This window comes from Chryseosolibacter indicum, assembly GCF_018598585.1.
Classification (GTDB): domain Bacteria; phylum Bacteroidota; class Bacteroidia; order Cytophagales; family Cyclobacteriaceae; genus Chryseosolibacter; species Chryseosolibacter indicus.
Genome location: NZ_JAHESD010000063.1, coordinates 1 through 20,558, shown reverse-complemented (window position 1 = coordinate 20,558; position 20,558 = coordinate 1). Strand labels below are relative to the sequence as shown.

Annotated in this window: 23 protein-coding genes; 15 read left to right on the top strand and 8 right to left on the bottom strand. The window is 39.4% G+C overall.

The genetic code is table 11. The annotated features are described in order from the left end of the window. The first annotated feature begins 19 nt into the window (after nt 1–19). The 5 genes from KK060_RS20330 to dnaN all read left to right on the top strand — a co-directional run bounded on the left by KK060_RS20330 (nt 20) and on the right by dnaN (nt 5,158). Nucleotides 20–448: a CBS domain-containing protein gene (locus tag KK060_RS20330; protein WP_254155684.1), complete on the top strand. Its 429-nt coding sequence runs from the start codon at nt 20–22 to the stop codon at nt 446–448. Between the two features lie 153 nt (nt 449–601). Beyond that, nucleotides 602–1,330 carry a gliding motility-associated ABC transporter permease subunit GldF gene (gldF, locus tag KK060_RS20325; RefSeq protein WP_254155682.1) on the top strand — a complete coding sequence of 243 codons (729 nt, stop codon included), beginning with the start codon at nt 602–604 and terminating at the stop codon, nt 1,328–1,330. Then, nucleotides 1,324–3,006, top strand: a complete 1,683-nt coding sequence (gldG, locus tag KK060_RS20320) for a gliding motility-associated ABC transporter substrate-binding protein GldG (protein ID WP_254155680.1) — start codon at nt 1,324–1,326, stop codon at nt 3,004–3,006. The genes gldF and gldG overlap by 7 nt, the downstream gene beginning before the upstream one ends. A gap of 1 nt (nt 3,007) precedes the next feature. Then, on the top strand, nt 3,008–3,937 hold the full coding sequence (locus tag KK060_RS20315) for a DUF4340 domain-containing protein (protein ID WP_254155678.1): 930 nt from the start codon (nt 3,008–3,010) through the stop codon (nt 3,935–3,937). A gap of 96 nt (nt 3,938–4,033) precedes the next feature. Then, nucleotides 4,034–5,158, top strand: coding sequence for a DNA polymerase III subunit beta (gene dnaN, locus KK060_RS20310; RefSeq protein WP_254155676.1), 1,125 nt, complete (start codon nt 4,034–4,036; stop codon nt 5,156–5,158). Here dnaN and KK060_RS20305 read toward each other — a convergent pair. After that, on the bottom strand, nt 5,155–5,664 hold the full coding sequence (locus KK060_RS20305) for a metallophosphoesterase family protein (protein WP_254155674.1): 510 nt from the start codon (nt 5,662–5,664) through the stop codon (nt 5,155–5,157). The genes dnaN and KK060_RS20305 overlap by 4 nt on opposite strands. A gap of 294 nt (nt 5,665–5,958) precedes the next feature. On the opposite strand from KK060_RS20305, the gene KK060_RS20300 reads away from it, so the two are divergent. The 5 genes from KK060_RS20300 to KK060_RS20280 all read left to right on the top strand — a co-directional run bounded on the left by KK060_RS20300 (nt 5,959) and on the right by KK060_RS20280 (nt 9,978). Further along, nucleotides 5,959–6,561 (top strand): hypothetical protein, encoded by a 603-nt coding sequence (locus KK060_RS20300; RefSeq protein ID WP_254155672.1) that lies wholly within the window; start codon nt 5,959–5,961, stop codon nt 6,559–6,561. 303 nt (nt 6,562–6,864) lie between these two features. Further along, nucleotides 6,865–7,440, top strand: a complete 576-nt coding sequence (locus KK060_RS20295; protein WP_254155670.1) for an RNA polymerase sigma factor — start codon at nt 6,865–6,867, stop codon at nt 7,438–7,440. A gap of 1 nt (nt 7,441) precedes the next feature. Then, on the top strand, nt 7,442–8,224 hold the full coding sequence (locus KK060_RS20290) for a HEAT repeat domain-containing protein (protein ID WP_254155668.1): 783 nt from the start codon (nt 7,442–7,444) through the stop codon (nt 8,222–8,224). A 4-nt stretch (nt 8,225–8,228) separates the two neighbouring features. Beyond that, complete coding sequence (locus KK060_RS20285) at nt 8,229–9,119, top strand: DUF4097 family beta strand repeat-containing protein (RefSeq protein WP_254155666.1); 891 nt, start codon at nt 8,229–8,231, stop codon at nt 9,117–9,119. 25 nt (nt 9,120–9,144) lie between these two features. Then, the gene (locus KK060_RS20280) at nt 9,145–9,978 is read left to right on the top strand and encodes a DUF4097 family beta strand repeat-containing protein (protein WP_254155664.1); all 834 of its coding nucleotides are present in this window, start codon (nt 9,145–9,147) and stop codon (nt 9,976–9,978) included. Nucleotides 9,979–10,036: 58 nt separating this feature from the next. Here the strand turns inward: KK060_RS20280 and KK060_RS20275 are convergent, their stop codons facing one another. Next, a complete protein-coding gene (locus KK060_RS20275; RefSeq protein ID WP_254155662.1) occupies nt 10,037–10,804 on the bottom strand; it encodes a class I SAM-dependent methyltransferase in 768 nt (255 codons plus the stop codon). A gap of 205 nt (nt 10,805–11,009) precedes the next feature. Between KK060_RS20275 and KK060_RS20270 the strand changes: the two genes are divergently transcribed. From KK060_RS20270 to bla, 4 genes are all read left to right on the top strand, one after another. Then, nucleotides 11,010–11,642, top strand: coding sequence for an RNA polymerase sigma factor (locus KK060_RS20270; protein ID WP_254155658.1), 633 nt, complete (start codon nt 11,010–11,012; stop codon nt 11,640–11,642). Next, nucleotides 11,632–12,480, top strand: a complete 849-nt coding sequence (locus KK060_RS20265) for an anti-sigma factor family protein (RefSeq protein WP_254155656.1) — start codon at nt 11,632–11,634, stop codon at nt 12,478–12,480. Before KK060_RS20270 ends, KK060_RS20265 begins: the two co-directional genes overlap by 11 nt. An 80-nt stretch (nt 12,481–12,560) precedes the next feature. Next, complete coding sequence (locus KK060_RS20260; protein ID WP_254155654.1) at nt 12,561–13,736, top strand: hypothetical protein; 1,176 nt, start codon at nt 12,561–12,563, stop codon at nt 13,734–13,736. A gap of 83 nt (nt 13,737–13,819) precedes the next feature. Beyond that, entirely contained in the window at nt 13,820–14,719 is a 900-nt protein-coding gene (gene bla / locus KK060_RS20255; RefSeq protein WP_254155652.1) for a class A beta-lactamase, subclass A2, read from the top strand. Nucleotides 14,720–14,722: 3 nt separating this feature from the next. Here bla and KK060_RS20250 read toward each other — a convergent pair whose 3' ends face one another. Then, complete coding sequence (locus tag KK060_RS20250) at nt 14,723–14,980, bottom strand: hypothetical protein (protein WP_254155651.1); 258 nt, start codon at nt 14,978–14,980, stop codon at nt 14,723–14,725. A 6-nt stretch (nt 14,981–14,986) separates the two neighbouring features. Next, nucleotides 14,987–16,324: an adenylosuccinate lyase gene (purB, locus tag KK060_RS20245; protein ID WP_254155650.1), complete on the bottom strand. Its 1,338-nt coding sequence runs from the start codon at nt 16,322–16,324 to the stop codon at nt 14,987–14,989. Nucleotides 16,325–16,544: 220 nt separating this feature from the next. Here purB and KK060_RS20240 point away from each other — a divergent pair, with 220 nt between their 5' ends. Continuing rightward, on the top strand, nt 16,545–17,669 hold the full coding sequence (locus KK060_RS20240) for a ferredoxin--NADP reductase (protein ID WP_254155649.1): 1,125 nt from the start codon (nt 16,545–16,547) through the stop codon (nt 17,667–17,669). Nucleotides 17,670–17,702: 33 nt separating this feature from the next. On the opposite strand, the gene KK060_RS20235 is transcribed toward KK060_RS20240, so the two are convergent. The 4 genes from KK060_RS20235 to KK060_RS20220 all read right to left on the bottom strand — a co-directional run. Next, on the bottom strand, nt 17,703–18,701 hold the full coding sequence (locus KK060_RS20235; protein WP_254155648.1) for a cation diffusion facilitator family transporter: 999 nt from the start codon (nt 18,699–18,701) through the stop codon (nt 17,703–17,705). 2 nt (nt 18,702–18,703) lie between these two features. Next, complete coding sequence (locus KK060_RS20230) at nt 18,704–18,958, bottom strand: CBU_0592 family membrane protein (protein ID WP_254155647.1); 255 nt, start codon at nt 18,956–18,958, stop codon at nt 18,704–18,706. Nucleotides 18,959–19,065: 107 nt separating this feature from the next. Next, nucleotides 19,066–20,073, bottom strand: a complete 1,008-nt coding sequence (locus KK060_RS20225; RefSeq protein ID WP_254155645.1) for an SMP-30/gluconolactonase/LRE family protein — start codon at nt 20,071–20,073, stop codon at nt 19,066–19,068. A 70-nt stretch (nt 20,074–20,143) separates the two neighbouring features. Continuing rightward, nucleotides 20,144–20,558 (bottom strand): hypothetical protein (locus KK060_RS20220; protein WP_254155643.1); only part of this gene is annotated, 415 nt, incomplete at its 5' end.

Genomic DNA, 20,558 nt, shown 5'->3' with positions numbered 1-20,558 from the left:
TATTAACCCAGAACCTTCTATGAAAAAAGTAGCAGACATCCTCAATGCTAAAGGAAGCAACGTCATTTCAGTAAGTCCTGATACAACTGTTATTGACGCTTTAAGAATTATGGCCATCAGAAATATTGGGTCGGTAATGGTAATGGACGGACAAGTATATTGTGGCCTGCTAACTGAAAGAGATTACGCCCGAAAAGTGATCTTAAAGGGTAAGACCTCTGCTGAAACACCAGTTGAAGAAATCATGAGTAACGATCTTCCTCATATCAATCGCGAAACTTCAATTGAAAGTTGCATGGAACTCATGTCAGATAACAACTTACGCTATCTCCCGGTATTCGACAGAGACCGTGTGATAGGAATTATTTCCATTAATGATGTGATTAAGGCTGTAATATCTAACCAGCAGGAAACCATCACCCATCTGGAAAATTATATCAATTCATAAGAAACAGACATTTAAAAAGAATTTAAGGCAATAGTCATTGGTTCAATAGTCAGTGGCACACCATTGGCTGTTGACTTTATGACTCTTGACGAATGCGTCAAAAAAATTGCTGTAATACCACATATTTCCTTATTTTGCTGCGTTAAAGGAAACATGTTTCACGTCCTCACTAAAGAATTTAATAGCTTTCTCAACTCCCTCATTGCCTACATGGTAGTGGGCGTATTCCTTACAGGTATTGGCCTGTTGATGTGGGTATTCCCTGAAACATCTGTACTGGATTATGGCTATGCCGACATGGATACGCTGTTTTCACTTGGGCCTTATGTATTGATCTTTCTTATTCCGGCTATAACCATGAGAAGCTTCGCCGAAGAAAAGAAGGCTGGTACCATGGAGTTGCTCATTACAAAGCCACTGACTGACTGGAATATTATTATCGGCAAATACTTCGCTTGCTTTCTCCTTGTAATCATTGCCCTTATCCCTACAATTATTTATTACTTCTCTATTTATAATCTCGGTAATCCTGTTGGCAATATAGATACACCTGGAATTGTAGGTTCTTATATAGGTCTTGCATTACTCGGCGGGGTGTTTTGCGCTATAGGCATACTTGCCTCTTCCTTAACTCCCAATCAAATAGTATCTTTTATTGTTGCCGCGTTTCTTTGCTTTCTTATGTTCACAGGCTTCGAGTCTCTATCAACGTTAAACCTGTGGTCTTCTAATGCATTGTTCATCAAACAACTCGGCATGCTTTATCATTATGATTCATTAAGCAAAGGTTTGATCGATAGCCGGGATATTGTTTATTTTCTAAGTATCATCGCTTTAATGTTATTAATCACAAGAATAATAGTGGGGGCGAGATCATGGTAAATTGGAAGAGTAAAAAGCTGGGCGACTTTCTCTTACTTGCTAACGGCCTTGTATTGATCATTCTCATAAACCTTGTTGCATCAATCTATTCCTTCAGAATAGATCTTACTGAAGAGAAGAGATACTCAATTAAAGAACCAACAAAAGAGCTGCTCAAAAATCTTGACGACAAAGTCTATGTAGAAGTGTACCTGGCAGGGGAATTAAATGCACCGTTCAGAAGGTTTCAGAAAGCCATAAGAGAAACACTTGAAGAATTCAGGATCAATTCAGGCAACAAAGTTCAATATACCTTTATTGATCCTTCAACGGCCATAAGTCAGAAGGCACGCACTGAATTTATCTCAGATCTTGCATCAAAGGGTGTTCAGCCTACAAACGTTATTGATAATGACAACGGGCAACGTATAGAACGGCTCATCTTTCCTGGTGCAGTAATTTCATATGCGGGAGCAGAGACAGGGGTTACATTGCTAAAAGGCAATAAGGCAAGAACACCAGAAGAAGAAATTAATCAGTCTATTGAAGGAATTGAATTTGAGTTAGCCAATGTTATTTATAAGCTGACAAATATCGACAGGAAAAAGATCGGCATCGTAAAAGGCCATGGCGAACTTGACAGCTTAGATCTTGCCGGGTTTACCACGGCCCTTGTTGAAGTGTATGATGTGTTTGATGTTGTACTTGGTGAAAGCAACCTAGCGCAGTATGATGTACTGGTTGTGGCAAAGCCAACAAAACCTTTTTCTGAACAGGATAAATATGCCCTCGATCAGTACATTATGAAAGGAGGAAGGGTAATTTTTATGATCGACAAGCTAGAGGCCAGTATGGATAGCGTTTCCCGCCCTGGCTATCTGGCTTTTCCTTATCAGCAAGAGCTTGATGATCAGCTATTCAAGTACGGCGTACGTATTAATATGGATCTTATCCAAGACAGAAGTTCCGGTAAATATCCAGTAGTAACAGGTCAAACTGGTGGTAAGCCGCGTATGCAGTTACTCGATTGGCCGTTCTTCCCTTTGGTTAATCATTATGCTGATCATCCCATTACCCGTAACCTCGACGCTGTAGTCAGTAAATTCGCCAGCAGTATCGATACCGTTAAAGCATTAGGAGTAAAGAAGACACCGCTATTGTTTACGTCCCAGAACGCAAGAACAATTACGGCACCAGTAAGTGTAAATATTAATGACCTCCGGCAGAACGTAGACCCGTCAAAGTTTGAGACGAGTTACATCCCGCTAGGCTATTTGCTCGAAGGTAAGTTTACATCTTTATATAAGAACAGGTTTCTCCCGAATGGTGTTGATAAAACTAGCTTTGAGGCGGAGAGCGTTCCTACTAAAATAATTGTAATTGCTGATGGAGATCTGGTAAGAAATGAAATCAATCCTCGAACACAGCAACCCCAACCTTTGGGTTTCGATCCTTTTATAAACATTACTTTTGCAAACCAAGATCTGGTAATGAACATGTTCGCTTTCATGACAGACGAAAATGGTCTCATCCGAACACGCAATAAAGAGGTTAAAATTCGTCCTTTAGATAAAGAGAAAATTGCAAATGAGAAATTAAAGTGGCAGACCATTAACCTCGTTGTGCCGGTAGTGTTATTGATAGCGTATGGTATAATCAGATCACTGTTAAGAAAGAAAAAGTATTCCCAATTTTAATATGCAGGAACAGAGAAATAAGCGCTTATTCATTTCCCTTGTTGTACTTGCTGTTATTACTGCATCAGTGTTTTACTTAACTCAACAGGAAGCCACTTCTTTTGTAGATAACAATATCTTTAAAGTTAGTGATACTGAACAGATTGATCGCGTTGTACTGGACTCAAAAAACGGTAGGGTAGAGTTGAGCTATGTCAATTCACGTTGGATAGTGAATAAACAGTATCCTGCTGATGGAAATATGATCAAAGTTCTTTTTGCTACGCTTCAACAGGTCAACGTTAAAAGACCTGTGAGCGCAAAGCAAGCAGACTCAATATCTCGAAAAATAAGGGGGGAGGGTGTACACGTTTTATTATATGAGGGCGAAACGCAAAGGAAGAGCTTTTATGCGGGAGGTAATAATGTAAAAACACAGGCATTTTTTACAACGGAAGTCGGTAACGAAGCTTACCTTGTTAATATACCAGGTTATCGTGTTTATGTGTCAGGAATATTTGAGTTAAACAGCGATGGCTATCGCGATAAGTATGTCTTTAACTTTAACTGGCAGAACTTCAAAAGTTTAGAGGCCGACTTTCCTGCAAACCCTGCTGATAACTTTAAGGTAGAGTTCGAACGGAACTTCTTTACGATCAAAGGAGAAACAAAGGTTGATACCGCAAAGCTTAATACGTTTTTAGACAATGTTTCTTTGCTTACGGTAGACGAATACCGAAGTAACAATACCATTGCTGATAGCCTTGCAGGGTTAAAACCTGTAATGACGCTAACCATTGAAGATATTGCCACGCGCAAATACCTTCTTAAACTGTATTCTCCCGAGAGGAAGGGGCAGATTATGGGCTTAATAAATGAAAATCCGGGTCTTTTCAATAAGAAAAAGATTTCAGCCATACTTAAACCAAAATCATTTTTTCGGAAGAAATAGCAGAAAAACTCTGCTTTTTGATCGCTTATCCCGGTTTTAAAATCCGGTTTTCTTTTTAACTTTACCACCCGTTAAAAACAAAACACTTTTTCAGGAATGAAGTTTATTGTTAACTCTGCTTATTTACTTAAGCAACTTTCGAACATCAATGGTGTAATTACAACAAACCCGGTTGTACCAATCCTTGAAAATTTTCTCTTTGAACTTGAAAAAGGTAGTTTAACTGTAACAGCCTCTGATTTACAGACTTCCATGATAACAGAGCTTCAGGTGGAGTCTAAAGAAAAAGGAAGCATTGCTGTACCTGCTCGAATTCTTTTGGATACGCTTAAAAATCTTCCTGAACAACCTGTTACATTTTCTATAGATGAGTCTACTTACAGCGTAGAAATCATTTCTGACAATGGCCGTTATAAGCTTTCGGGCGAGAACGCCACCGATTTTCCTAAAGTGCCAACTGTTTCTAACGATTTTACAGCTGAGATAGCTTCTGAAGTACTCGCACGTGCGGTTAACAATACAATTTTTGCAACCAGCAACGATGAATTACGCCCTGCAATGACAGGTGTGTACGTTAATCTTGGTGATAAGAACACCACTTTTGTAGCTACAGATGGTCACCGTCTTGTGCGTTACAGAAGAACGGATGTAAAGTCAGATAATGGAAACTCTATTATCATCCCGCGTAAGGCATTAAACTTGTTAAAAGCTACACTTCCTACTGAAAACACGGAGGTTAGTCTGAATTTCAACATGTCTAACGCCTTTTTTAAATTCGGCAACATTCGCATGATATGCCGTCTTATTGATGAGCGCTTTCCTGATTATGAGAACGTTATCCCTTCTGGTAATAATATCAAAATGACAATCAGCCGCACCGATCTTTTGGGTGCTCTGAAACGTATCTCTATTTATGCTAATAAAACAACACACCAGGTAAGGTTAAAAATCACTGGAAGTGAGCTTCAAATTTCTGCGGAAGACTTAGACTTTTCTAATGAAGCTAACGAAAGATTAAGCTGTGAGCATGATGGTGAAGATATTGAAATAGGCTTCAATGCAAAGTTCCTTATCGAGATGCTAACCAATCTCGATTCTGATCAAATCAGGCTTACAATGTCGGCACCAAATAAAGCAGGTGTGATATTACCAGCAGAAAAAGATAGTGCTGAAGATATCCTCATGCTGGTAATGCCAGTAATGCTTAATCAGTACGTTTAGGATTTAATTAATCCACGTTTTCCAAGTTCTATAACTTCCATGTTAGTGATTTCTCCCCGTGAGATATCGAATCGTATCATTGTTTTCATTTGATGAAAGCCATGATTACCGGCTGCTCCTGGGTTGACGTATAACATATTATTATAGGCAGGGTCTCTCTTTACTCTAAGAATATGAGAATGCCCGCATATGAAAACATCAGGTATTCTTTCTTTTAAGGCCTTCTTTATTCTCGGCTTATAAGCAGGAGGGGCACCTCCGATGTGAGTCATCCAGAAAGTTAAACCTTCACATTCAAACCACAGATCTTCTGGATATTTGATCTGAATATTGCGCGTATCAATATTTCCGAAGACAGCCTTGAAAGGCTTGAAAGACTCAAGCTCTTTTAGAATGGGCCCTTCTCCAATATCACCGGCGTGCCATACTTCATCACAATCTTTAAAGTAGTCAAACACTTTTGGATCAAGAAAGCCATGTGTGTCTGAGATCAAACCTATTTTCATCTGCTGCTACCAATTAATGTGCGCGAAAATTACAGAATAAGAACATTGTACTGATGTGTTCTAGGAAAGTCTTTGCATATTGCCCTCTTAGGCAGGAAAAGAATCTGCTTTTAAGTAGTATAGTGCTGCTTCATGTAACTGCACTTCAAAGTGAGCTTTTGTTATTTAAAATTGAAAAAAATCGTTTAGTCGACAATCATCTGCATTAATCGAGATATAAATACGCTGACACATTTTAGGTAGGAGTTACTATATTTGAAGAAGTATTTTTGTGATTCATTTAAACATTACCCTATGAAGCATACCACCATTTTGTTGATTTGTGTGTTCGCTGTAGTTGGTGTTTTTGCACAATCGGCTACTGACGCTCTAAACAAAGACAACCAAACATTACGCGAGCGATTCCTCTTGATGAAGAATAAGTCTCAAAACTATCAGGATTATAAAGTTATAAAAGAGGACTTACTTGATGCATGGTGGAAAATAGTAGTTGATTCACTACAAGCAAAGGAAGTTGCCATTGCACAGAATATCGCCAGCACCAATAAACTTCAGGCCGAACTTAAAGAAAACATGGATGCTTTGAAAGCTAAAGAAGCTTCTATTCAGGATATCGTATATGCTAGCACGCATATTAAAGTTTTAGGTATTGACTTCGATAAGGGATTTTTTGCAGGTTTTGTAGGCGTCATCATTCTTGCTCTTGGTATCACCATCGCTGTGATAATGTATACTTTGAAGATGAGCAGAAAGAACCTGAAGGAGAAAGCAGACCTGGCAGCTTCCATCCACAGCGAGTACGAAGATTACAAACGTAAAGCTATGGATAAGCAAACCAAGCTTTCTCGCGAACTTCAGAATGAAAGAAATAAACTACAGGAGCTCGGCGCATTGTAAAACATAAGCAATAGACAATTTGCAGTAGGCAAGGTTGTCAATGCTAAAAAGATAAAAAAGGTTACTTGGAAGAGTAGCCTTTTTTGTTTTATCAGATTATCACGATGAAAAAATAGGGCAATTAAAGTTGTCAATTGACAGTAAAGTCGGTTAGTAAAAGCCGAATCTACTGGATGCTTGATTCTGGTGCTGGATGGAATCCGTGCTTATTGCCTATTGAACTTGCCTACTGCTACTTCTATCACTTTCTACTATATTTCAGTAAAACTCTGTAACCTTCCTTAAAACCCTGAGTTTCCCTTCTTGAAAACGAAACCACCGGATTTGGACGCTTTGACTGACAATGCCTTAATGCTTAAGGTGAAGGATGGAGACCTTGATAAACTTGGTCTGTTGTTCGAACGCTATAAGAAGCCGTTGTATGGCTTTTTCTATGGTATGACCAAAGATCAGGAGCTCTGCGAAGATCTGGTACAGAATGTTTTCTTCCGAATACTGAAGTATCGCTACCTCTTCCGCGGAGAGGGCGACTTCAAAACCTGGATGTTTCACATTGCCCGAAATGTAAACCACGACCACTTCCGAAAAACGAAATGGAAGCATAAAGAATCCATAGACAATTGGGAAGAACGGCTCGAGAGTGAGGAAGATAGAGCAACACAATTCAGGCAGGATGAAGAGATGCAACTCCTCTCCATGGCCATGGACAGACTGCCTGAAGATAAACGCGAGATTCTTCTGTTAAGCAAATTCCAGGAAAAGAAGTACAAGGAAATCGGCGACATCCTGGGTTGCAGCGAAGGGGCAGTTAAAGTGAAAGTATTCCGCGCTTTGCAGGAGTTAAAAGAAGTATATCAGCATTTAGAAAAGCATCTATAGTATGGAAAGAGAAAGAATAGAAAACCTGATCATTAAGTTTAATAACGGGAAACTCTCCGCTGAAGAACAAAGAGCGTTGGAGTTGTTAATTGAATCAGGTCAGGTAGATATCGAATCACTTTCAATTGGTGTGCTTGATAAGAAGATCACAGAACTGAGTTATCCCACACCTACCGAAGACCTGGACGATAGGTTCTACCAGATGCTTGCACTGCAGAAGAGAGAAATTAAATCTTCTTTCTCCTGGAAAAACTTCTTTTCCTGGAATCAGCTTTCGCCAAAGCTTGCATTTGCCTCTATAGCATTAGTATTAGGCATGGGCATAGGCTATATCATAAAGCCTAACGAAAAACCAGGTACTGAAATACAAGCTTTAAGCCAACAGGTAAATGATCTGAAAGAGATGATGATGTTATCACTTCTTGAAAAAGAATCGGCGACAGAAAGACTAAGAGCAGTAAGTCTTACAAGTGAAATGAGTGAAGCCAGTGCTAAAGTCACAAATGCCCTGCTAAAAACGCTTAACAGCGATGACAATGTAAATGTACGCCTTGCAGCCCTTGAAGCATTGCTTCCATATATCAAAGAGAGTTCAGTGCGTGAGGAGCTCATACGATCCATTGCGAAACAAGAATCACCTTTGGTACAGGTAGCTTTGGCCGAACTTATGGCCCAGATACAGGAAAAGTCGTCCGTTAAGGAATTGGAGAAAATCATTCAGTCAGAAAGAACACCTGATGAAGTGAAGAATAGAATTAAAGAAAGTATCAAAATCTTAAGTTAACAACATGAGATTATTATTAATAGTATTTATCGGGTTAATGGTGCTGAAGTCAGCAAGCATTGCCCAAACACATACTGAAAAGATTAACAGAGAACTTAGCTTCGAAAAGCAGTCTGCAGCAAATGCAATAGTGATTGCCAACATCAACGGAAGCATAAAGGTTGAAGGTTACGATGGTCAGAAAGTACTTGTTGAAGTAATTAAGAGTGTTTCGGCAAAAACAGAAGCACGCTTAGAAAAAGGAAAACAGCAGCTGCAACTTGGCGTTATAGATAGAGCTGATACCCTTGTGCTATACGTAGAAGATGGTTGCAATTCGTTTGGCAAAGCCAATAGAAGAGGAAATGGTGAGTGGAAACAAGGCGGTTGGGGGTACAATTGGGATTGTAACAAAGGGAACTGTAAAACAGAATATGATTATAAAATGGATTTTGTAATCAAAGTTCCTGCTACCATCAATGTATTTGCGAGTACAATTAATGAAGGAAACATCAGTGTTGCAAAAGTGAGTGGTACTGTTAAAGCGAATAATATCAATGGAAGTATCGCGCTTGCTAACCTCGTAAAGGAAGCAGAGGCTAGTACAATCAATGGCGATGTTGATATTGACTACGAAAAAAATCCTTCAAATGATTGCAGGTTCTATTCCCTTAACGGAGATATCAATGCTTTGTTTAATAAAGGATTGGCTGCAAACCTCAGCTTTGAAAGCTTCAATGGCGAGTTCTATACCAATGTAGATAAAATAGAAGCCTTACCAGCAAAAGTTGAAAAAACAGGAAATGGAGATGGTATTAAATACAAAGTTAACGGCAACAGGTATAAGGTAGGAAACGGCGGTGTTTTCCTCGACTTTGAGACTTTCAATGGTAACGTGTACCTGAAAGAAAAATAAAGTAGTAATTAAGATTTTATAGAATATGAAGAAAGAAGTTTTGATAGCAAGTGTAATGTTAATAACAATTGGATTAGTCTTGATTTCAAGTTCAATTGTATCCGCGCAAAGCAATAATGAGTTTACTGTTCCGCTAACAGATCCATCCAAAAGAGGTAAGCTGAAAGCTCACTTAAATTATGGATCCATTACCATAAAAGGAACGGCACGAAAAGATGTACTCGTTAAATATACAGCGGTGGAAGATGAAGACAGAGACAATAGAAAGGGAGGGACTAATAGTGACGGTTTAAAAAGAATAGGAGGAGGAGGTATGGATCTTGAGGCAGTAGAGAATAGCAATTTTGTTAAAGTTCAGTCAGATTCGTGGAGTAGAAAAATTAATCTTGAAATAGAAGTTCCCTCCGGTTTTGACATGGAAGTACACACCTACAACGACGGAGATCTGTTTGTAAGTAATATTCAGGGAGAAACAGAACTGACAAATTATAACGGAGAAATCCAGGCATTAAGCATATCTGGTTCAGTCGTTGCAACTACATACAATGGTGATATCAAAGTAACTTTTGATAAGGTTACAGAAAACACCCCAATGTCTTTTTCAACTTATAATGGTGATATTGATCTCACGTTTCCTGCCAGCTTAAAGGCAGCTTTGAAAATGAAAACGGAACAAGGTGAAATCTTTACAGGCTTCGATGTTAACATGGTAAGCACAGGTCCTGTCCAAAAGAAAGATGCGAGATCCGGAGTGTATAGAGTTTCGATTGACGATTGGAAACGGGCTAATGTAAATGGCGGTGGCCCTGAGTTTACGATGAAGAACTATAACGGCGACATCTACATCCGAAAGAAGTAAGATTTGCTTTCTGGTTGTCGGTTATATTACCGGCAACCAGTAATTATAAAGATCTATTTTACTTTATGCCTTTGTAGATAACCTCACCTTTCATAATGCCATACCTAAAGGCCTGCTCATCAGAAAGTCTTTGTGCAAAGTCATCTTCAATTCCTTTCAGTCCGGCTCTTTCTATTCTTTTAACGTAATCTCTCCCATATAATCGAACATGATCATCCTGCCCAAAGGCCTTTTCACGCGCTAATGGATCGGTAATGGATCTATCTTCAAACGTGACATCAGGCACGGGATTAAATAGCGGGATCTGAAGAATGGCAAATCCATCTGGTTTCAATACCCTTCTTATTTCCCTCATTGCTTTTATATCATCGTCTACATGTTCGAGCACATGATTACATAGAACGACATCAAACGTATTTTCATTAAAAGGTATTTCGTGGATGTCCATTCTTACCTTTGCAAGTGGCGATTCGATATCTGCTGTTACATAACCATCTCCATGTAATTTCTCAAACCGATTGATGTAGCACGCTTCTGGTGCGATATGTAATACCTGTAGCTTTTCAGTGAAAAAGTTTGATTGCTCCCGAAGGTATAACCAGATCAGGCGATGTCTTTCGAGGGATAAGCAGTTCGGGCATAATGCATTAGGCCTTGGATTGAGACGTCCGTAAGGAAGAAACTTACTGAAGGACCTTTCGCAGATCGGGCAGGTCACATTATTGCCGACGTAAAGAACACTGAATATTTTACCACCTATTCCGGCTACACGTTGCAGATACTTTCTTGGGACTTTACGTACAACAAAAGAGATTAATTTCTTCATACGCCTGCAAAGATAGCAGGGATTTTATTGCTTGGTAACCTGAATAAAAGCTTAATAAACCTTAATTTTCGAATTAGGGCCAATTCAAGTCCTTTCTTAAAAAAGTTACTACTGGTTAAAACTTTTAATGAACTAGCAACATCCTAATAATGAAAACGCTGAAATCCTTCTAAAAAATAGCGTATGAGTAGCGAAAATTGTGGTTATGCATGCTGAAACTCTACTGGATATTGCGATGATGCATTCTGACACCCTGATTGTTAAAGCTAAACAAGGTGACCAGAATGCCCAGGGCCGGCTGGTTCAGCTGTGGTATAAACGGATCTACAACTTTGGATACAAGTTTTTCCTGGACCACGACATGGCCATGGAAATCTCACAGAAGACCTTCATTTCAATGTGTCGGAATTTACATGGCCTTCAGGATACTGCCAGGTTTAAGTCTTGGCTGTACAAGATAGCTGTAAACTCCTGCCGCGAGGAAGCGCGAAAAACAAAAGGGAGCAGATCACTTTCTTTTGACGTAGTATGGAACCGGGAAGCAGAAGATTCACCACGCTGGGAATCATCAGCACAAAGGCATGATAACCCGGAAAAGCAGTTGGAGCAGATTGAACTTTCTGATATTCTTCAGGAAGCACTGTTGCAACTCAATGAAGAACAAAGAGAAGTAGTAATAATGAAGGAGTATGAAGGATTAAAATTCAGAGAAATAGCAGATGTGTTAAACATCTCCGAGAATACAGTAAAGTCCAGAATGTATTACGGACTTGAAAGCTTAAGAAAGATATTAGTTAAAAAGAACATTAATAAAGATACAATAGGATATGAGCTATAAACCCGATGAAAGAGATTGGATGGCTTATCTCTACGGCGAGCTGGAGGGAGAAGAAAAAGACAGGTTTGAACAATATCTTCAAACAAACATAGAAGCTCAAAACGAATTGTTGAAATATCAGCAATTGCGCAACCTGATTTCTCATGTTGATGACAAGGAGGTGATTGCTCCACCACTGGTATTAGGCGATAATAAACAACAATTCTGGGATACTCCCTATGTTAAAACTATTTTAAGTATAGCAGCTTCCCTTATCATAGTTATTCTTGTCGGAAGAATGGCAGGCATTAGCATGCGCGTGACTGACAATGAATTTAAATTGACTTTCGGACAGCCTGTTGAAGTTAAGAATGAAAGCCCAGTAAGTAACGATAATAGTCTTACTAAAGAACAGGTCCGGGATATGATTAATGCTTCTCTGCAAAATAATAACCTGGCAATTGAAGAGACCTGGAAGAAGAACGAAGAAAAGCTGACTGCAAGCATAAAGAAGAATCTTGAAACCAATTCGAATAGAATTGATCAACTGGTAAAAGATGCTTCTTCGGTTTCACAACGGGATATAAGAGATTTCGTAGCCTCTATGCAGTCAGAAAACATGAGAATGGTAAAAGATTATTTTCAGCTTACATCAACAGACCAGAAGAAATATATAGAAGGTTTGCTGGTAGACTTCTCACAGTATCTTCAGCAACAACGTAACAACGATCTGCAATTGGTGGATACCAGGTTAAGAAGTCTAGAACAGAATACAAATATCTTCCAGCAGGAGACTGAACAGATACTAACCAGTATTATATCCAGTGTAGGAACTACAAAAAGAGAAAACAAAAACTAATAACAATAAACGCAATAGGCGAGACTGCAGTAAGCTGGTAAGCGTTTCAGAATGATTGTAAAATAAAGAGACAAAAGAATATGAAAACGATAAGGACTTTGATTGGTGTTTGCTTAATGGCAGTAATGCAGGTAACAAACACTTTTGCTCAGAAAATTGATGAGGAGCGCATGAAGCGTGATATTGAAGTAGCTGAAAATGTTCTTCAGACATTAATAAAACAGGAGGTAAATCAACAACGAGGCTTTTTTGGTATGGATATCAAAGGATCGTACCTGCCTGGTTATGGTGTAACATTTAAATTACCTCCGGACTTTGCTGCCCCCTTTGTAATTTCTATCGGTGAAGCTGAGACTGCCTTCAACTGGGATAGAAGAGATGGTTACTCGTATACTGTAACAACAAGAGATGATGGCGATGATGAAGATAACCAATCGGATGATGAGAGCGCTTATAAACTGAAGAACAAGACCAAAGAAAAAAAGCAACTTAATGCAGATAGCGTAAAAAGTGAGTATAATCAGAAACTGATTAAAGCTGCGAAAGATTTTATTATTGACTATGGCGATTTTATCAGCCAGCTTGGTGCAAACGAAAAGATCGTAGTCACCAATAGAGGTGATCATAATCGTGGGTGGTATCTGAGTAACAGTAAACGCACGCATCTGTCAGTTGAAGGTTCAAAGTCTGATATACAGGCTTTCAAACAAGGTAAGATCTCACGTGAACAGGCGTTGTCAAAAATTACTGTAGTGAACACAGAGTCAGTAAATACAAAACAACCCGATCTTGAATTATTAACCAGCATTATAAACAGGTTATATAGCCCTGATCTTTCAAAGACATATTTTACTGAAAACGATATCTACTACGAAGTTCTTAAAGACTACGGCGTCGTTTACTATATGCAGGTTTACAGCGCGTACCGCAATGACAGAAACCGCTTCAGCATGCCCACTGTTGCTCTTAATGATGTTGATCAGGCAACGCGCGACAAGAAGATAACAGAAGTATATCCAAAGTTTGAGCAGGAGCTTAAAGAGAATATTCTCGAGTATGGTCGAACAATTAAAAGCCTTAAAGATGATGAACTCGTAGTGTTTAATGTTACGCTCACCAAATGCAAGGGATGCGGCATTCCTTCAACACTTGAAGTTTCTGTAAAGAGCAGTGTATTGAAAGACTTTGGAGCAGGAAAGATTGAGAAGGGAAGCGCCCTTAATAAGTTTAGCGTAAAGAAAGGCGCTAATCAATAAATCAGTAAAGAGTAAGATATTCCGAATGCCGGTGTAATAATACGCCGGCATTTTTATTTATATTCATCAAACACATTTTAGTAATGACTACATCAAAACTTCTCTCCCTGGTTCTTCTCCTTTTTTCATTGCAGGTTCATGCACAGGTATACAACCTTGAGAAAGAAATAAACGAAATGCTCGATACGCTTGATGCCAGGGTAGGAGTTGCTATATCACATGTTAAAGCGAATGAAGTTTTGCGCATTCATCCGGGAGACCGCTACCCCATGCAGAGTGTGTTTAAGTTTCACCTGGCAATGACGGTACTAAGGCAGGTAGACCAAAAGAAATTGTCATTAAAGCAGAAGGTGCAGATCAGTAAAGATGATTATATACCAGATACATGGAGCCCCATGGCAAAGAAGTATCCCAATGGAGGTGTCTCATTAACAATAGCAGAGTTACTTGCTTATACCATCTCACAGAGTGATAATAATGGGTGTGACATCTTGTTCAAATTGGTAGGTGGACCAAAGGTTGTTGAAGAGTATATCAAACTACTGGGAGTATATGATGTATCCATTGTAGCAACGGAAGCAGAGATGCACCAGGACCCTGAAATACAATATAAGAACTGGAGTACCCCAGGCGCTCTCGTGGAGTTGTTGCATAAGTGTTTTAACACACCTGTTCTCTCTAAAGAGAGCAGAGACTTTCTCTGGAAGGCAATGACCGGATCGGTTACTGGCGCCAAGCGAATAAAAGGTTTGTTGCCTCGTAATACAGTTGTTGCTCATCGAACAGGAACATCAGGGCGCGATGAAGAAGGGAAGACCGCTGCAACCAATGACATTGGAGTTATTATGCTTCCTGATAATAGCCAGTTAATAATTGCTGTTTTAATAAAAGACTCTACCGAAGAGCCCGAGGTGAACGAGCGAACTATAGCACGGATATCTAAAGCTGCTTATGATTATTTCACCCGGAAGAATCAGGAATAATAATTAAAATCTTCCATCAATAAGGCCAAATACAGAAGCAATGAGGTAGAAAGCCAGGAAAGCAAGAAATAGACTTACAGAGAAGAAAAAGACGTAATACAGGAATTTCTTTACCGGTATAAAATTCCTGTATACTTCAAGATAAAATCTTGTTTTGGTCATGTACAGATGTAAAAATATAAAAGTGCCGACTGCACCTACCGAACCTGCAATAAGACCTGATACCATTAAACCCGATAATTGATTTTGGAGAAAGATCATAAAATGTTATACCCCTGCGTAATTGAAAGGAGTAATTTCTTTTAAACGTTTCTTCAGGTTATCCTTTACATTCAATGTATCTATAAATTCACTAATTGTTTGCTGGGTAATTTTCTCATTCTTCCGCGTGAGTGCCTTTAAAGCCTCATAAGGATTTGGATATCCTTCTTTTCTTAAAATCGTTTGAATGGCTTCTGCTACCACTGCCCAGTTATCTTCAAGGTCTGTATCAATGGCTGCTTTGTTTAATTCAATTTTACTGAGCCCTCGTGATAAAGATTTAAATGAAATAATTGTATGAGCTAATGGCACACCGATATTTCTTAGTACTGTAGAATCTGTAAGATCGCGTTGCAGACGGGATACAGGTAATTTAGACGAGAGGTGTTCAAATATCGCGTTAGCATATCCCAGGTTTCCTTCAGCATTTTCAAAGTCAATCGGATTTACTTTGTGTGGCATTGCGGATGAACCAACTTCTCCTTCCTTAATTCGTTGTTTAAAGTAATTCATGGCAATGTATTGCCAAACATCGCGACTGAAGTCTACCAATATAGTATTGATGCGCTTCAGGTTGTCGAACAGGGCAGCCAGGTTATCGTAATGTTCTATTTGTGTTGTAGGAAAGCTGCGAGACAACCCGAGGTGCTGGCAGAATTCATCTCCGAATTTATGCCAGTCTACTTCCGGATAGGCAACATGATGTGCATTAAAGTTTCCTGTTGCTCCACCAAATTTAGCTGAGTAAGGAATTGTTTTCAGTAAGTTCAGTTGCTTTTCGAGCCGCGCTGAAAAAACAGCGATTTCTTTGCCGAGCTTGGTAGGAGACGCAGGTTGCCCATGTGTACGTGCAAGCATGGTAACATCTTTCCATTCCTTCGAATAAAGGTTCATTGCCTTAATAAGCTCTTCAACCGTGCTGAGATATTCTTTCTGAACAAAGTCCTTAATGGATAAAGGAATTGCAGTATTGTTGATATCCTGAGAAGTAAGACCGAAATGAATAAATTCTTTAAGAAAGCCCATGTTCATGGCTTCAAATCTTTTCTTTAGGAAGTATTCAACGGCCTTTACATCGTGGTTAGTGGTCTTTTCAATCTCTTTAACCTCTCTTGCGTCGTTTTCAGAAAATTGCTTGTATATCTTTCTAACCTCACCAATCTGATGGGCAGGAAAATCAGTAAGCTCCGGTAAAACGGCTGATAAAGACAAGATGTACTCAACTTCTACCTGAACTCTATAGCGAATAAGCCCGAATTCTGAGAAATAGTGAGAAAGATGTTTTACAGATTCAAAATACCGGCCATCTACAGGCGATATTGCATTCAGCGTATTTAATTGCACAGCTCAGATGTTAAAGTGTAAAATTAATGGCATTCCTGACATTGACCAAACTTTTATCTCTTCCTTGAAAGATCCTAAGCTACAGTCATTTAATTTGGGAAAACCTTGTTTAGATAGATAAAGCGTAAGAAATAATGGTAAAAGCCTGCTTTGGCTAATTAACTTTGAACTTTAGCGTTTACGCTTTAAACTTGAACTTTGAAAAGATAAATAATCAGATATGGCTTTTGGCTTCTTTAAGAAATCGGAGAAAAAAGAAAAAAAGGAAGAATCGCACAGTAGCGGACCTAAATATTACGACCTGACGGTTAAAGACGTAATCCAGGAAACCAAAGATGCTATTACCATTGTATTTGAACAACCAGCTGGTTCTAAGATAAATTATAAGCCTGGCCAGTTTTTAACGCTTATCATCAATGTAGGCGGAAAGGAAGTAAGAAGAGCCTATTCGCTTTGCACCTCGCCGTTTACTGATGCTGACCTGGCTGTTACAGTTAAGCGTGTTGAAAAAGGGTTGATGTCTAACTGGTTGCCTGATAACCTGAAGAAGGGAAATAAGGTGAAGATCATGGAGCCAATGGGCCAGTTTACCACCGAGTACAACAAAGACCGTAAGCGCCATATCATTATGTTCGCAGGTGGCTCTGGTATTACTCCCATGATGTCGATAATCAAGAGTATCCTTTCGCAGGAGCCGGAAAGCATTGTCTCTCTTATGTATTGCAACCGCGATATAGATAGTATCATTTTTAAGAATGAGCTCGATAAGTGGGAAACAAAATATGAAGGAAGGCTTCATGTGATCCATGCCCTTGATACAGCGCCTATGAACTGGCAAGGCTACTCAGGACTTCTGAACCACGAGATGCTTACCAGGTTGTTTGAGCGTGTTCCTGATTGGGGCATTGCAAATACAACTTACCTGATGTGTGGGCCCGAAGGGATGATGAAGAATGTAGAATCATTACTTGAGCTTCGTCATATTCCTAAAGATAAGATATTCAAAGAAAGCTTTGTACAGGGAACAATAGATAAAAAAGAAGAACCTATAGTAGCGGGTGGTCCTTTAAAAGAAAGGGAAGTTACCATTCGTTATGATGGCGAGGAATATAAAGTACTTGTTCCGCCTAACAAATCAATACTTGAAACTGCATTAGATCAAGGTATCGATCTTCCTTATTCTTGCCAGAGCGGGCTATGCACTGCATGCAGGGGTAAAGCTCTATCAGGGCAAGTTAAGCTTGATGAAGAAGACGGACTATCCGCATCTGAAAGGGCAGAAGGTTACGTACTTACTTGTGTGGGCCATCCGCTTACAGATGATGTTGTTATTGAGATAGGTTAGGAGGGAAGTTCCTCCTTTCTCTTTTTTATTCTTTTAGGTATCCACCTGATGTTTTTTATCAGTCTGGATATTCTCGACAGTCCATTCAATCCTACGCTGATGCTTGTGATATCGCACAGGGCAATCATCCTTTATGCAAATAGGGCAGGAGGTAGGCAGGCATCCATCGGAATGGACAAACAATTCTATGGAATGATCAAATTTTTTACGCACAATATCTCCAAGCTTCTCAACCTCGTCATGTGCTTCGTGTACATTCAGATACCAGGGCACTGTAAGGTGACAATCTAAGTGCAATGTGCTACCATACTTTATAATTCTCAGGTTATGAAGGTCAATCCAGTTCTTGCTTCTTGTTTCATTGAGTTTGGTTACAAGTTGTTCAAGAAGTACTTTATCAGTTTCATCCATAATACCGGCAACAGAGCTTCTGATAATTCTTAATCCGGTGTACAGAATAAAGAAACTGAATAAAATGGCAACAACACTATCCAGCCAGAGAATGTTGGTGATGTAAATGAGCAGTAAGCCTGCCAATAGGCCGATGGTGGAATACGTATCTGTACGCAAGTGAGTGCCGCTCGCAATTAGCGCCATTGAGCTGTTCTTCTTCCCGGTGTTTATGGAAACAGTACCCATTATATAATTGGCTATCGCTGTAATGGCGATCAATGCCATACCAATATCCAGCTTGTGTAAGGGCTCAGGATTAATCAACTGCGCAACAGCTTCGATAATGATTAATACGCCGGCAACAATAATCATTAAACCTTCAGTTGCAGCCGACAGAAACTCAACTTTTCCATGCCCATATGGATGGTCAGTATCTTTTGGTTTAGCTGATAATCTTAAACTATACAACCCTAAAATGCCTGCTACAACATTAACAATAGCCTCCAGAGCGTCAGTAAGAATAGCAACAGAATGCGTAAGGTAATAAGCGACAAGCTTTGCGAATAACAGTGATACAGATAGTACTAAAACCCATCGCTGAATTTTAATATTTTGTACGTGCGCGTTCAATTCAATCACCTCTATCTTTTCTCTGATTGGGTAATAAAAAGTTTGCCTATTGCAATAGCAGCTATTAACACCCAGATAATGTTAACAAAAGCACTTGCAAATGCTTCTTTCCAAAGCGTGTAAATAACCAGGCAAATGCCCCCGGTAAGGTTCAGAAAGTAAAACCAGGGCGAGTCAGACCTGATCTTCTGGTAGCTGTTAAGTGCATATGCAACGAGCACTTCTAAGGAGCCGATCCACCCAATAATTTCAATAAAGTTTTTCATAAACGATGGAAGAAGCAGAAAGCACAATGCAGAAAAGCAAAAGCTGAAAGTAAAGGTGGCCTTCTATGGAATGGTCTAATTTACTTTCAGCTTTTATGTTTCAGTTTTTACTTCCGCAGTTTTATGCGAAGTAAGTACATGTCTGAAGTTATATACAGTGTTTTTTCATCAGCAGAAAAAGCACAGTTAGAAGTAGGCTGAGGTAATTTTATTTTACCGATAACTTTGCCTTCTCTGTTAAAGATCCACATACCGCCAGGGCCGGTTGCAAACATATTTCCTTCTTTGTCAATACGAAAACCGTCTGGCAAACCTTGCTCACCAGCTTTAGATGCTGGTGTAGCATCAAAGAAAATTCGTTGGTTTACTACTGAGTCTCCTTCGAGGTCGAAAGCATACCAGGTTGCCTTCTCAGGGTCAGAGTTAGCAACAATAAAAGTTTTCTCATCAGGAGTGAAAGCAATACCATTTGGCCGTGTTAATGAATCTACCAGAAGTTTTACTTCGCCGCCGGTTGTTACTCTGTAAACACCGTTAAAGGGAGTCTCTTTAGCAGGATCGTTATCTCCTTGTGTAGGCAAGCCGTATGGAGGATCAGTAAAGAAGATCTCACCATTCTTTTTAAACACTACATCGTTGGGGCTACTTAATTTCTTTCCTTCAAAATTATCAGCTAACGTAACAAATATTGGTTTTGGTGCATCAAGCGAAGCATCCATTCTTGCTACACGTCTGTCGCCATGTTGGCATAGTACGAGGCGGCCGGAAGGATCAAGCGTAAGACCGTTCGACCCTGGCTCTTTTCTCTGCGATGGTTCTGAGCCAGTGTATCCTGAGGGCGTAAGATAAACCTGTGCACCTTCCTTTTCAGTCCATTTATAAATGGTATTCTTTGGCACATCTGAAAACAATAGCATGTTTTGAGACTCTACCCACACCGGGCCTTCGCTCCATTCATACCCCTCTGCAAGTATTTCAATTTTTGCATCAGGGCTTACTAACGCATCAAGAGAAGGATCTAATCTTTCTATTGAGCCTGTTGTTTTTACTTCACTTGTCACTTTACACGAAATTGTTGATGTTACAATAATGACAAAAGTTAGTAGTTTTTTCATGTTGTTAAGATTGGCTCGCTAAAATAGTAAAAGCCTCACATGTTCCATTATCTTATCAATATTTAAGCTTTTACAGGCAAATTTCCTTTTCAACTTTATGTACTGACACGTCGTTTATGCATGCTTTTATTCGAATGGGTCCATCAAACGAAAGGTCATCGACATGAAAAACAAAATCTGTATTGTCTTTTCTTATAGCTTCACCAGATAGAACAGGCGTGCCCTTCGCGTCGTAAATGGATATCCATATTTTCCTGACTGAAAAGTCTTTCTTGCTTGCTCTAACACGTACAGTATTACCCTTCGCGTTTTTATTTTTATGAAGCTGTATTTCCTTAATTTCTCCCTTCCTCAGAAACTCCGTTAGTGCTGCAGTGTATGCGTTGGGAAGCTTTAACTTTTTAGCCTTTTGCTGATAGTAAGCTTTCTTTTGCGGGTCTTTTAAGATATGCTTTGCATATCCAGAAGCCTCCCTGAAGTTAAGC